Origin of the sequence: Streptomyces sp. CNQ085 (assembly GCF_022614595.1) — a bacterium.
In the GTDB taxonomy this organism is placed as follows: domain Bacteria; phylum Actinomycetota; class Actinomycetes; order Streptomycetales; family Streptomycetaceae; genus Streptomyces.
The window spans coordinates 1-12,358 of the sequence record NZ_JAJFAU010000146.1; the positions used below are offsets into that span (position 1 = coordinate 1).

Sequence of the window (12,358 nt, forward strand, 5' to 3'; positions counted from 1 at the left end):
CCTCGGCGCCGAACGTGCCGCCGCCGGGCGTCTCCTCGAAGGCGCTGCCCACCGTCACCGGCGCAACCGCGAGGGCGGGCGGAAGCTTGTCGGACGCCGGTGTGCCGCCGGTGCTCTGCGGCCCGGACGGGGCCGGCGCCACGGGCGTCGGCACCAAGGCCCCGGACGGCTTCGCCGGAGTCGGACGCCTGGGGAGTGCGGGCGGAGCAAGGGCGCCGGGCTCGGCGGGTGGTACGGCGACGGCCGGCAGCGCCCCGCCGGGGGCCTTGCCGCCGTCCCCGTACCCTGCGGCGGCCTTGTCCGGGCCGCCCTCGGCCCCGATCGCGAGGCGGTCCTCGACCAGTGCCAGCGCGCGCCGTCCGGCGACCGTGCCCCGGCGGTCCGCGAGCACTCCGCGCAGCCCGATGGACGCCTCGAGTTCGACGCGGGCCCGGTCCAGGTGGGCGGTACACAGGGCGAGCACACCGAGGTCGTGGTGGAAGTACGCCTCCTCGGCGACCTCGCCCGCGGTGCGCGCGGCCTCCTGGCCGCCGCGCAGGATCCGCTCCCAGGGGCCCCAGTGCAGCGAGGCGGCGAGAACGGGCGCGGCGGTACGGGCCAGCAGCACGGCCGCGCTCGCGTGACCGCCGCGCTGGGCGCCCTGGACCGCGGCGAGCACCGCCTCGGCCTCCTGCGCCACCCGCTCCGGGGTGACCGAGGGGTGGCCGGTCCACCAGGCGTAGTGCTGGGCGGCGGTACGGGCGCGGTCGTCGGCTCCGTCGGCGTATCCGGCGTCGGCCAGCTGCCCGGTCACGTCCGGGGCGAGCCGGTAGTACGTCCCGGCGGTGGTGACCAGACCGCAGGCGAGCAGCTCGCCCAGGGAGGCGTCGGCGTCGGCATCGTCCACCAGCGCGGGCAGGTGGGCCGGGTGCGGCAGCACGCCGCCGAGCGCCACGGCGAAGCGCAGCACCTCGCGGGTGCTCCCGGAGAGCCGGGCGGCCAGGAGAGCGGCGGGGGCCGCGCCCTCGGCGAGCGTCGGCAGCCGTACGCCGGTCCGGCCGCTCCCCCCGGCGCTTCCGGTGTCCCCGGCGCTCCCGGCGTCCGCCTCGCCGCCGGCCCCGCCGGCCCGGGCTTCCGCCGCCTCCGCGTCGCGCTGCCGCAGCAGTGCGCCGGCCTGGACGAAGCGCAGCGGCAGTCCCTCGGACTCGAACCACAGGTCCCCGACCCAGCCGGCCTCGTCCTCGGTCAGCGGACGGCGGACGATGTGCTCCATCAGCTCCCGGCAGGCCGCGCGGCTGATGCCCGAGAGGGTGACCTCCTCAAGGGGGGCTCCGGCCGAGGGCGCGGGGGCGCCGGGCGCGGCCGTGATCAGGAAGGCGCACTCGGGGGTGACGTCGAGGAGGGAGTCGAGCGCCTGGCCGCCGAACTCGGCGTCGTCCAGCAGGACGACCGCGCCGACACCGCGCACCGCCTCCTCCAGCTCGGCGCGTTCGGGGCGGTTACGGGGTGCGTCGTGGACGGCGGCGAACAGCTCGTACAGCACGTCCGCGGCCGTGCGCCGGCAGCCGCTGAGGCGGATGACGCCGTCCGGGGCGAGGTCGGCGCACTCGGTGGCGACGGCGGCCAGCAGGGAACTGCGTCCGGAGCCCGGCGCCCCGGTGAGCCGGACCGAGCGTCCGTGCCTGAGCAGTTGGAGGAGGCGCTCGCGCTCCGCGGTACGCTCCAGCAGCGGCAGGTCCGGCAGGGAGATTCCGGCCGGGAGCGGGGCCACGGAGGCGCGCTCCCGCTCGGCGCGGGACTCCGGGGTGCGCCTGCGGGGCGTGCCGGGGTGCCCGCCGGGCGGGCACGGTTCGATCTCGCTGCCGTCGACGGGATTGACGGTCAGCAGGTACTCACCCGCTATGAGCGGGATCGCGCGGGTGGTGCTCCCGCTGTCCTGTTCCTCGGATCCCCGGTTGTTCGGGTCCATGGTGGTGCCCCCAGATGCGGTGCGTACTCGAAGCTCAGCTCGCCAGGGCCGACCGTACGCTGGCCTTCGCCCGTGGTCCGGCGGCCGTCCGCAGCGCAGTGTAGGCGGCGGGTTCCAGAACCCTATTGCCCGGCCCGGGAGTGGGGGCAAGCCCGGACGGGGCCCCCGACCCGGCAGTTACGGCTTGGCCAGGGTCCCGCCCTCGGCGAGCCCGCCTCCCTCGATGGCCAGGATGCGGTGCAGACGGGTGGCCACCAGCAGGCGCTGCATCTGCGGCGGCACGTCCCGCAGGACGAGCCGCCGCCCGCACCGGCCCGCCCGCCGGTGCGCGCCCATGATCACGCCGAGACCGGTCGCGTCCCACGAGTCCAGCTCGGCGAGGTCCAGTACGAGATCGCCCTCCCCGGAGTCGACCGCGGTGTGCAGGACCGAACGGGCGTCCGCCGCGTTGCGGACGTCGAGGCGGCCTCCGACGACCAGTTCAGCGTGGTCGCCCCTGATATGCATATCCGCTCCCCCGGAAAAGAAGTGGTCCGTCCGTGGCTGTTGTCCGCCCATGCCTCACCACAACTGACCGCCTGTTCGGCGACGGAGTCGCCGTCCATTCCCGAATCGGCGCCGAATTCATCCGAAGGGGTGACCCTCATGTGCGCCGTACGGGCTCGTTCAGTAGCGGTAGAAACCCTGGCCGCTCTTGCGGCCGATGTCCCCGGCGTCCACCATCCGCCGCATCCCCTCCGGCGGGGCGAACTTCTCGTCCTGCGACTCGGTGTAGATGTTCTCCGTGGCGTGCAGCAGGATGTCGACGCCGGTCAGGTCCGCGGTGGCCAGTGGGCCCATGGTGTGCCCGAAGCCCAGCTTGCAGGCGATGTCGATGTCCTCGGCGGTCGCCACGCCCGACTCGTGGAGCTTGGCGGCCTCGACGACCAGGGCGGAGATCAGCCGGGTGGTGACGAAGCCCGCGACATCCCGGTTGACGACGATACAGGTCTTGCCGATGCCTTCGGCGAACTCCTTTGCCACGGACAGGGTTTCGTCGCTCGTCTTGTATCCGCGCACCAGCTCGCACAGCTGCATCATCGGCACCGGCGAGAAGAAGTGGGTGCCCACGACCCGCTCGGGGCGCTCCGTCACCGCCGCGATCTTGGTGATCGGGATGGCGGAGGTGTTGGAGGCGAGTACGGCCTCCTCCTTCACCATGCCGTCGAGCGCCCGGAAGATCTCCCGTTTGACGTCGATCCGCTCGAAGACGGCCTCGACCACGATGTCGGCGTCGGACGCGGCGTCGAGGTCGGTGGTGGCGGTGATGCGGCCGAGCGCCGCCTCCGCGTCCCGGGCGCTCAGCTTCCCCTTCGAGACGAACTTGTCGTACGAGGCCCGGATCCCGTCCGTGCCGCGCGTGAGCGCCTCGTCGGTGACATCGCGCAGCACCACGTCCCAGCCTGCCTGGGCGGAGACCTGGGCGATGCCCGACCCCATGAGTCCGGCTCCGATGACGGCGAGCTTCTTGACCACGTGTATGTCCCCTCTGCGGCTTTGCGGTACGACTCTCAGGCGGACCCTAGCGCCCGTGAGCGCGCGGTGGGCGGGGAAGAGATGCGCGTCACGTCTCACATGGCGGACATCACACTCGCGCGGGTCATTCGGCGGTCCACCGCGCGCAGTTGGACGGTACGGGGGCAGGGCGCGCGGCGGGCCCCGTGACGGTGGGCACACCTGCGCTCCGCGAAGCCCCGGCGTGGCTAGGCTCGGTCCATGGTCAACCTGACACGCATCTACACGCGCACCGGCGACGACGGCACCACGGCCCTCGGCGACATGAGCCGCACCGCCAAGACCGACTCCCGTATCTCCGCCTACGCCGACGCCAACGAGGCCAACGCCGCGATCGGGGTGGCCATCGCGCTCGGCGACCTGCCCGAGGGGATCACCAAGGTCCTGGTCCGGGTGCAGAACGACCTGTTCGACGTGGGTGCGGACCTGGCCACGCCGGTGGCGGAGAACCCCGAGTACCCGCCGCTGCGGGTGCGGCAGGGCTACATCGACAAACTGGAGGCGGACTGCGACCGCTTCCTGGCCGATCTGGAGAAGCTGCGCAGTTTCATCCTCCCGGGCGGCACCCCGGGCGCGGCCCTGCTCCACCAGGCGTGCACGGTCGTCCGCCGTGCCGAGCGCTCGACGTGGGCGGCGCTGGAGGAGCACGGCGAGATCATGAACCGTCTGACGGCCACCTACCTCAACCGGCTGTCGGACCTGTTGTTCATCCTCGCCAGGTCCGCCAACAAGGAGGTTGGCGACATCCTCTGGGTCCCCGGCGAGAACCGCTGACGCGGCCCGCGGAGGCCGCCGCGCGGTCGTCGATGGCGGAGGCGACGGTGAAGACGCACGTCAGCAGGGTGCAGGCGAAGCCGGAGCCGCGCAGCAGGGTGCAGGCCGCGGGACCGGCGCGGGAGCTGGGGTGACCGGGGAATGAATTCCTCATTGGTGCATACCTGTTGACCGGTGGTCCAGACCAATCTACGCTCCAGGTCAACTGCACGCCCATGCCATGCACATGGCACTCTTCACGAGCGGCGCAGGAGACCCCCAACGGTCCGGTCCGGCACCGGGCCCTGTGCGAGGAGCGCTCTTGAGAACGAACACCACCGCACACCGCATCAGACGGAAAGCCGTAGCGGCCGCGGCCGCGATGCTGATGCCGCTTGGCGCCCTGGTCGCCCTGGCCTCCCCGGCCCAGGCCGCCGAACAGGCGACCGCCGCCTTCTCCAAGCCATCCGACTGGGGCAGCGGCTTCGAGGGCAAGTGGACGATCAAGAACACCGGTGACACCACCATCAGCGGCTGGACGCTCAAGTGGGACTTCCCCACCGGCACCAGGGTCGGCTCCGCCTGGGACGCCGCCGTCACCAACTCCGGCAACACCTACACCGCCAAGAACATGAGCTGGAACGGCACCCTGTCCCCCGGGGCCAGCGTCAGCTTCGGCTTCAACGGCACCGGTACCGGCTCCCCCTCCGACTGCACCCTCAACGGCCGCCCGTGCGACGGCTCGGGCGGCGGAACTCCCGGCGACGCCCCGCCCGGCGCACCCGGCACCCCCACCGCGAGCGGCATCACCGACACCTCGGTCAAGCTGAACTGGGGTGCCGCGAGCGACGACAAGGGCGTCAAGAACTACGACGTCCTGCGCGGCGGAACCGAGGTCGCCACCGTCACCGGCACCACGTACACCGACTCCGGCCTGAAGGCCGGCACCAGTTACACCTACTCGGTGGTGGCGCGCGACACCGCGGACCAGACCGGACCGGCCAGTGGTTCCGTCACGGTCAAGACCACCGGCGGCGGTGGCGGCACTCCTCCGGGGCAGCACATCAACCTCGGCTACTTCACCGAGTGGGGCGTCTACGGCCGCGACTACCACGTGAAGGACATCGTCACCTCCGGCTCCGCCGAGAAGCTGACCCACATCAACTACTCCTTCGGCAACGTCCAGAACGGCAGGTGCACCATCGGCGACGCCTACGCCGCGACCGACAAGGCCTACACCGCCGAGCAGAGCGTCGACGGCGAGGCCGACACCTGGGACCAGCCGCTGCGAGGCAATTTCAACCAGCTGCTGAAGCTGAAGAAGATGTACCCGCACATCAAGGTCCTGTGGTCCTTCGGCGGCTGGACCTGGTCCGGCGGCTTCCCCGACGCCATGAGGAACCCGGCCGCGTTCGCCAAGTCCTGCGACCAGCTGGTCAACGACCCGCGCTGGCAGGGCCTGTTCGACGGCATCGACCTGGACTGGGAGTACCCCAACGCCTGCGGCCTGACCTGTGACACCAGCGGCCCGGCCGTGATGAGGACCATGGCCCAGGCGTTCCGCGCCGAGTTCGGCAACCAGCTCGTGACCGCTGCGATCACCGCCGACGCCTCCAGCGGCGGCAAGATCGACTCCGCCGACTACGGCGGCGCGGCGCAGTACCTCGACTGGTACAACGTGATGACGTACGACTACTTCGGCGCCTGGGACAAGACCGGGCCGACCGCCCCGCACTCGCCGCTGACCGCATACCCCGGCATCCCGAACCAGGCGTTCAACTCCGATGCCGCGATCCAGAAGCTCAAGGCCAAGGGTGTCCCGGCCGAGAAGCTGCTGCTCGGCATCGGCTTCTACGGCCGCGGCTGGACCGGCGTGACCCAGAAGGAGCCCGGCGGCACCGCGACCGGCGCCGCGCCGGGCAAGTACGAGACGGGCATCGAGGACTACAAGATCCTCAAGGAGCGCTGCCCGGCCAACGGGACCGTAGCCGGCACCGCGTACGCGCACTGCGGCGACGAGTGGTGGAGCTACGACACCCCGGCCACCATCGCGGGGAAGATGGACTACGCCAAGCAGCAGAAGCTCGGCGGAGCCTTCTTCTGGGAGATCAGCGGAGACACCGCGAACGGCGAGCTGGTCACCGCCATCCACAACGGGCTGAACGAGTGACGCCCGGGCGGTGACCCGCCCCATGCGCCACCGGAAGTGACAGAACCGGGGAGACGGCCCGTAGGCCGCCTCCCCGGTTCCGCTGTCCGTCCGCTCCCCCCGGGCACCGGAGGCGCCACTCAGGCGACATTGACCCTCTGACCGGGGGGGGCCGCTTCGAGCCAGGCGAGGAAGCCGGTCAGGGCGTCCTCGCTCATCGCCAGCTCCACCCGGGCTCCGCGGTGCGAGCAGGCCAGGACCACCGAGTCCGACAGGAGCGCCAGCTCCTCGTCCCCCTCGGGCCTGCGGCGCTCCAGCACCTCGATCGCCTCGCGCTCCAGCAGCCGGCGTGGCCGCGGTGCGTAGGAGAAGACCCGGAACCACTCGACCCGGTCCCCGCTGTAGCGGGAGACGCCGTACACCCAGCCCTTGCCTCCGGCATCGGCGCCCTCGCCGGAATACGGCGCGTCCCACCGCAGACTGCAGTCGAAGGTGCCCCCCGGCCGCTGGATCAGCCGCCGCCGCAGCCCGAAGGCGAACAGTCCCAGCAGCACCAGAGCCAGCACCGCCCCGGACAGCACGAGAGCGAGGACCATCTTCACCGACCTCCTCGCCTCGTCCGTCCGTACAGCCCGTACGGCAGCCAGCAATCGCCTCAGCCGCGGACCGCTGTGGAGCGATGCTCCGGTGCGGTCCGCGGCTGAGGCACGTACATGTGCGCGGGTCTCAGTGCGCGCTCGCCAAGGCGGCCCGAAGCCGGATCTCGGCGCGGCGCTCGGCGGCGGCGTCCGCCTCCGACTTCGCCCGCTCCAGCGCACGCTCGGCGCGCTGGACATCGATCTCCTCCGACAGCTCCGCGATCTCCGCGAGCAGGGACAGCTTGTTGTCCGCGAAGGAGATGAAGCCGCCGTGCACCGCGGCGACGACGGTGCCGCCCCCGCTCTCGCCGGTCGTACGGATCGTCACCGGGCCCGGCTTCAGCACACCGAGCAGCGGCTGGTGGCCGGGCATGACGCCGATATCACCCGACGAGGTGCGCGCGACGACCAGGCTGGCCTCGCCCGACCAGACCCTGCGGTCCGCGGCGACCAACTCGACGTGCAGCTCAGCCACAGTGACTCCTCGAAACTGGGGTTTTCACAGAATAACGGTGCGCGGGGACAGGGGGCGGACGGACCCGCCCCCTGTCGTGAAGCGCGGACGTCAGGAGACGCCCAGCTCCTTGGCCTTGGTCTTGAGGTCGTCCAGGCCGCCGCACATGAAGAACGCCTGCTCCGGGAAGTGGTCGTACTCGCCGTCGGCGATCGCGTTGAACGCCGCGATCGACTCGTCCAGCGGAACGTCCGATCCGTCCAGGCCGGTGAACTGCTTCGCCGCGTGGGTGTTCTGCGACAGGAAGCGCTCGATACGGCGGGCGCGGTGGACGACCAGCTTGTCCTCCTCACCGAGCTCGTCGATGCCGAGGATGGCGATGATGTCCTGAAGGTCCTTGTACTTCTGCAGGATCCCCTTGACGCGGGAGGCGCACTCGTAGTGGTCCTTGGAGATGTACCGGGGGTCCAGGATCCGGGAGGTGGAGTCCAGCGGGTCCACCGCCGGGTAGATGCCCTTCTCCGAGATCGGGCGCGACAGAACGGTGGTCGCGTCCAGGTGGGCGAAGGTCGTCGCCGGAGCCGGGTCGGTCAGGTCGTCCGCGGGCACGTAGATCGCCTGCATCGAGGTGATCGAGTGACCGCGGGTGGAGGTGATGCGCTCCTGGAGGAGACCCATCTCGTCCGCCAGGTTCGGCTGGTAGCCCACCGCGGAGGGCATGCGGCCCAGCAGGGTGGAGACCTCGGAACCGGCCTGGGTGAAGCGGAAGATGTTGTCGATGAAGAACAGCACGTCCTGCTTCTGGACGTCGCGGAAGTACTCCGCCATCGTCAGACCGGCCAGGGCCACGCGCAGACGGGTGCCCGGGGGCTCGTCCATCTGGCCGAAGACCAGCGCGGTCTGCGGGAGAACGCCGGACTCGGCCATCTCCTCGATGAGGTCGTTGCCCTCACGGGTACGCTCGCCGACGCCGGCGAACACGGAAACGCCCTCGTGCAGCTTGGCCACACGCATGATCATTTCCTGGATGAGGACGGTCTTGCCGACGCCCGCGCCGCCGAACAGACCGATCTTGCCGCCCTTGACGTACGGGGTCAGCAGGTCGACGACCTTCAGGCCGGTCTCGAACATCTCGGTCTTGGACTCGAGCTGGTCGAAGGCCGGGGCCTTGCGGTGGATCTCCCAGCGCTCGGTGACCTCGGACTCGGCCTCCGGCTCGTTCAGAATGCGGCCCAGGGTGTTGAACACCCGGCCCTTGGTGACGTCGCCGACAGGCACGGTGATGCCGTGGCCGCTGTCGGTCACCGGGGCCTGGCGGACCAGGCCGTCGGTCGGCTCCATGGAGATCGCACGGACCAGGCCCTCGCCCAGGTGCTGGGCGACCTCGAGGGTGAGGGTCTTCTTCGCGCCCTCCTCGGCCGGGTCGGCGACCTCGACGGTCAGCGCGTTGTAGATCTCCGGCATCGCGTCGACGGGGAACTCCACGTCGACGACCGGGCCGATGACCCGCGCGACGCGGCCGGTGGCCACGCCCGCCGCAGCGGTCGGCTCAACAGTGGTGGTCATAGTTGTCAGTCACTCCCCGCAGAAGCGTCGGCCAGCGCGCTGGCACCACCGACGATCTCGCTGATTTCCTGGGTGATGTCGGCCTGGCGGGCCTGGTTGGCAAGCCGCGTGAGCGACTTGATGAGGTCCTCGGCGTTGTCCGTCGCCGACTTCATCGCACGCCGGCGGGCGGCGTGCTCGGAGGCGGCGGACTGGAGCAGCGCATTGTAGATCCGGCTCTCGACGTACCGCGGCAGCAGCGCGTCCAGAACCTCCTCCGCGGACGGCTCGAAGTCGTACAGCGGACGGATCCGCTCCTCCTTCTCCGCCTGCCGCGTGACCTCGTCGAGGCTGAGCGGCAGCATCCGCTTCTCCACCGGGTTCTGCGTCATCATCGACACGAACTCCGTGAAGACGATGTGCAGCTCGTCCACGCCGCCCTCGGCCGTGTCCCTGCGGACCGCCTCGATCAGCGGCCCGGAGACGGCCTTGGCGTCGGCGTACGACGGCCGGTCGGTGAAGCCCGTCCACGACCGGGCGACCTTCCGGTCGCGGAAGCCGTAGTAGGCCACGCCCTTGCGGCCGACGATGTAGGAGTCGACCTCCTTGCCCTCGGCCCGCAGCCGCTCGGTCAGCCGGTCGGCCGCCTTGATCGCGTTGGCCGAGTAACCGCCCGCCAGACCGCGGTCGCTCGTGACGAGCAGGACCGCGGCCCGGGCCGGCTTCTCGGTCTCGGTGGTCAGCGGGTGCTGGGTGCTGGAGCCGGTGGCGACGGCGGCGACGGCCCGGGTCAGCTCCTCGGCGTACGGAGTCGACGCGGCCACCTGGCGCTGGGCCTTGACGATGCGCGACGCGGAGATCATCTCCATCGCCTTGGTGATCTTCTTGGTCGCGCTGACGGAGCGAATCCGCCGCTTGTAGATCCTGACCTGCGCGCCCATGCTCAGACCTCGCCCAGCAGCTTGCCGTCCGAGGTCTCGAACTGCTTCTTGAAGGAGGCGATGGCGTCCGACAGCGACTGGAGGGTGTCGTCGGACATCTTGCCGCCCTCGCGGATGCCGGTCATCAGATCCTTGCGCTCGCGGTGCAGGTGCTCCAGCAGGTCGCTCTCGAAGCGCCGGATGTCCTCGGCGGGGACGTCGTCCATGCGGCCGGTGGTGCCCGCCCAGATGGAGACGACCTGGTCCTCGGTCGGGTACGGCGCGTACTGCGACTGCTTGAGCAGTTCGACCATGCGCTTGCCGCGCTCCAGCGCCGCCTTGGAGGCGTCGTCCAGGTCGGAGCCGAAGGCGGCGAACGCCTCCAGCTCACGGAACTGGGCCAGGTCCACACGCAGCCGGCCGGAGACCTGCTTCATGGCCTTGTGCTGGGCCGAGCCACCGACTCGGGAGACGGAGATACCGACGTTCAGTGCCGGGCGCTGGCCCGCGTTGAACAGGTCGGATTCCAGGAAGCACTGGCCGTCGGTGATGGAGATGACGTTGGTCGGGATGAACGCCGACACGTCGTTGGCCTTGGTCTCGATGATCGGCAGACCGGTCATCGAGCCGGCGCCCATCTCGTCCGAGAGCTTGGCGCAGCGCTCCAGCAGCCGGGAGTGCAGGTAGAAGACGTCGCCCGGGTAGGCCTCGCGGCCCGGCGGGCGGCGCAGCAGCAGGGACACTGCGCGGTAGGCGTCGGCCTGCTTGGACAGGTCGTCGAAGATGATCAGGACGTGCTTGCCCTGGTACATCCAGTGCTGGCCGATGGCCGAGCCGGTGTAGGGCGCCAGGTACTTGAAGCCCGCCGGGTCGGACGCCGGGGCGGCGACGATGGTGGTGTACTCCAGCGCGCCGTTCTCCTCCAGCGCCGCGCGCACGGAGGCGATGGTGGAGCCCTTCTGGCCGACGGCGACGTAGATGCAGCGGACCTGCTTGCTCGGGTCGCCGGAGCGCCAGTTGTCGCGCTGGTTGATGATCGTGTCGATCGCCAGGGCGGTCTTGCCGGTCTGGCGGTCGCCGATGATCAGCTGGCGCTGGCCCCGGCCGATCGGGGTCATCGCGTCGACGGCCTTGTAGCCCGTCTCCATCGGCTCGTGCACCGACTTGCGCTGCATGACCGTGGGGGCCTGCAGTTCGAGGGCGCGGCGGCCCTCGGTCTCGATCTCGCCGAGGCCGTCGACCGGGTTGCCCAGCGGATCGACGACACGGCCGAGGTAACCATCGCCGACCGCGACGGAGAGGACCTCGCCGGTGCGGCGCACCGTCTGGCCCTCCTCGATGCCGCTGAACTCGCCGAGGACGACCGCACCGATCTCGCGCTCCTCGAGGTTGAGGGCGAGGCCGAGGGTGCCGTCCTCGAACTTCAGCAGCTCGTTCGCCATGGTCGAGGGAAGACCCTCGACCTTCGCAATGCCGTCACCGGCAAGGCTGACCGTCCCGACCTCTTCGCGCGAGGCCGCGTCCGGCTTGTACGACTGGACGAAGTTCTCCAGCGCGTCCCGGATCTCATCCGGCCGGATCGTGAGCTCCGCCATCTGGGTTCCCTGCTCTCCTTGTTGGGCCCGTATGTGTCTGCTACGGCCCAACTCGGGCCGCCAGTACTGCTTCTTGAGTTGGTGTGGCCTACGGCCCGCGGTGTCCGCCGGCCGTGGGCTCAGCCGGCCATCCGCCGGGTCGCCCCTTCGAGGCGCTCCGAGACGGTGCCGTCGATGACCTCGTCGCCGACCCGCACCCGGATCCCGCCGAGGACCGCCGGGTCCACGTCCAGGTTGAGGTGCATCTCGCGTCCGAAGAGCCTCGCCAGGGCGGCGCCCAGGCGCTGCTTCTGGCGGTCGCCGAGCGGTACGGCCGAGGTGACCACCGCCACCGAGCGGTTGCGACGCTCGGCGGCCAGCCTGGAGAGGGCTTCGAGCCCTCCTTCAAGACTACGTCCACGCGGCTGGCGCGCGAGGCGGACGACCAGTCGCTCGGTGGCGGGCTTGGCCCGGCCCCCCAGCAGCCGCCGCAGCAGCTCGGTCTTGGCCGCCTTCACGGTGTCGTCGGTGATCTTGCCGCCGAGAGCCGCACGCAGCTCCGGGGAGGAGGCCACCGTCCGGGAGAACCGGAACAGTTCGTCCTCCACGTCGTCCAGCGTGCCGTCACGCTCGGCCGCGGTGAGGTCGGCGACGTCGGCGAGCTGCTCGACCGCGTCCACCAGGTCGCGCGAGCGCGACCAGCGGGAGCGGACCATGCCGGAGACCAGATCGACGGCCTCGCCGCCGACCTGGCCGCTCAGCAGGCGCCCGACCAGCTCGGCCTTGGCCTCGCCGGGCTGCGCCGGGTCGGTCAGGACCCGGC

Annotated in this window: 11 protein-coding genes; 2 read left to right on the plus strand and 9 right to left on the minus strand. The window is 70.9% G+C overall.

Annotated elements, in window-relative coordinates:
• The 3 genes from LJ221_RS20145 to LJ221_RS20155 all read right to left on the minus strand — a co-directional run.
• Positions 1-1,948: ATP-binding protein (locus tag LJ221_RS20145; RefSeq protein WP_241718134.1), on the minus strand; the 1,948-nt coding region annotated here is incomplete at its 3' end.
• A 177-nt stretch (positions 1,949-2,125) separates the two neighbouring features.
• Positions 2,126-2,455 (minus strand): STAS domain-containing protein, encoded by a 330-nt coding sequence (locus LJ221_RS20150; protein WP_241718135.1) that lies wholly within the window; start codon positions 2,453-2,455, stop codon positions 2,126-2,128.
• 159 nt (positions 2,456-2,614) lie between these two features.
• Positions 2,615-3,463: a 3-hydroxyacyl-CoA dehydrogenase family protein gene (locus tag LJ221_RS20155; RefSeq protein WP_241718136.1), complete on the minus strand. Its 849-nt coding sequence runs from the start codon at positions 3,461-3,463 to the stop codon at positions 2,615-2,617.
• Between the two features lie 240 nt (positions 3,464-3,703).
• Between LJ221_RS20155 and LJ221_RS20160 the strand changes: the two genes are divergently transcribed.
• Together LJ221_RS20160 and LJ221_RS20165 are read left to right on the plus strand one after the other, a co-directional pair.
• A complete protein-coding gene (locus LJ221_RS20160) occupies positions 3,704-4,276 on the plus strand; it encodes a cob(I)yrinic acid a,c-diamide adenosyltransferase (protein ID WP_241718137.1) in 573 nt (190 codons plus the stop codon).
• A 361-nt stretch (positions 4,277-4,637) separates the two neighbouring features.
• On the plus strand, positions 4,638-6,425 hold the full coding sequence (locus LJ221_RS20165) for a glycoside hydrolase family 18 chitinase (protein WP_241718144.1): 1,788 nt from the start codon (positions 4,638-4,640) through the stop codon (positions 6,423-6,425).
• A gap of 119 nt (positions 6,426-6,544) precedes the next feature.
• Here LJ221_RS20165 and LJ221_RS20170 read toward each other — a convergent pair whose 3' ends face one another.
• From LJ221_RS20170 to LJ221_RS20195, 6 genes are all read right to left on the minus strand, one after another.
• Complete coding sequence (locus LJ221_RS20170; RefSeq protein ID WP_241718138.1) at positions 6,545-7,000, minus strand: DUF2550 domain-containing protein; 456 nt, start codon at positions 6,998-7,000, stop codon at positions 6,545-6,547.
• 130 nt (positions 7,001-7,130) lie between these two features.
• On the minus strand, positions 7,131-7,517 hold the full coding sequence (locus LJ221_RS20175) for a F0F1 ATP synthase subunit epsilon (RefSeq protein WP_241718139.1): 387 nt from the start codon (positions 7,515-7,517) through the stop codon (positions 7,131-7,133).
• Between the two features lie 90 nt (positions 7,518-7,607).
• On the minus strand, positions 7,608-9,062 hold the full coding sequence (atpD, locus tag LJ221_RS20180; protein ID WP_241718140.1) for a F0F1 ATP synthase subunit beta: 1,455 nt from the start codon (positions 9,060-9,062) through the stop codon (positions 7,608-7,610).
• 5 nt (positions 9,063-9,067) lie between these two features.
• On the minus strand, positions 9,068-9,982 hold the full coding sequence (locus tag LJ221_RS20185) for a F0F1 ATP synthase subunit gamma (RefSeq protein WP_241718141.1): 915 nt from the start codon (positions 9,980-9,982) through the stop codon (positions 9,068-9,070).
• Positions 9,983-9,984: 2 nt separating this feature from the next.
• The gene (gene atpA, locus LJ221_RS20190; protein ID WP_241718142.1) at positions 9,985-11,556 is read right to left on the minus strand and encodes a F0F1 ATP synthase subunit alpha; all 1,572 of its coding nucleotides are present in this window, start codon (positions 11,554-11,556) and stop codon (positions 9,985-9,987) included.
• A gap of 119 nt (positions 11,557-11,675) precedes the next feature.
• A partial coding sequence (locus tag LJ221_RS20195) for a F0F1 ATP synthase subunit delta (protein WP_241718143.1) occupies positions 11,676-12,358 on the minus strand: 683 nt, incomplete at its 5' end.

Coding starts and splice junctions, on each gene's coding strand:
- LJ221_RS20160 (WP_241718137.1), top strand. CDS start 3,704: ATGGTCAACCTGACACGCATCTACACGCGCACCGGCGACGACGGCACC.
- LJ221_RS20150 (WP_241718135.1), bottom strand. CDS start 2,455: ATGCATATCAGGGGCGACCACGCTGAACTGGTCGTCGGAGGCCGCCTC.
- atpD (WP_241718140.1), bottom strand. CDS start 9,062: ATGACCACCACTGTTGAGCCGACCGCTGCGGCGGGCGTGGCCACCGGC.
- LJ221_RS20170 (WP_241718138.1), bottom strand. CDS start 7,000: ATGGTCCTCGCTCTCGTGCTGTCCGGGGCGGTGCTGGCTCTGGTGCTG.
- atpA (WP_241718142.1), bottom strand. CDS start 11,556: ATGGCGGAGCTCACGATCCGGCCGGATGAGATCCGGGACGCGCTGGAG.
- LJ221_RS20185 (WP_241718141.1), bottom strand. CDS start 9,982: ATGGGCGCGCAGGTCAGGATCTACAAGCGGCGGATTCGCTCCGTCAGC.
- LJ221_RS20165 (WP_241718144.1), top strand. CDS start 4,638: ATGCTGATGCCGCTTGGCGCCCTGGTCGCCCTGGCCTCCCCGGCCCAG.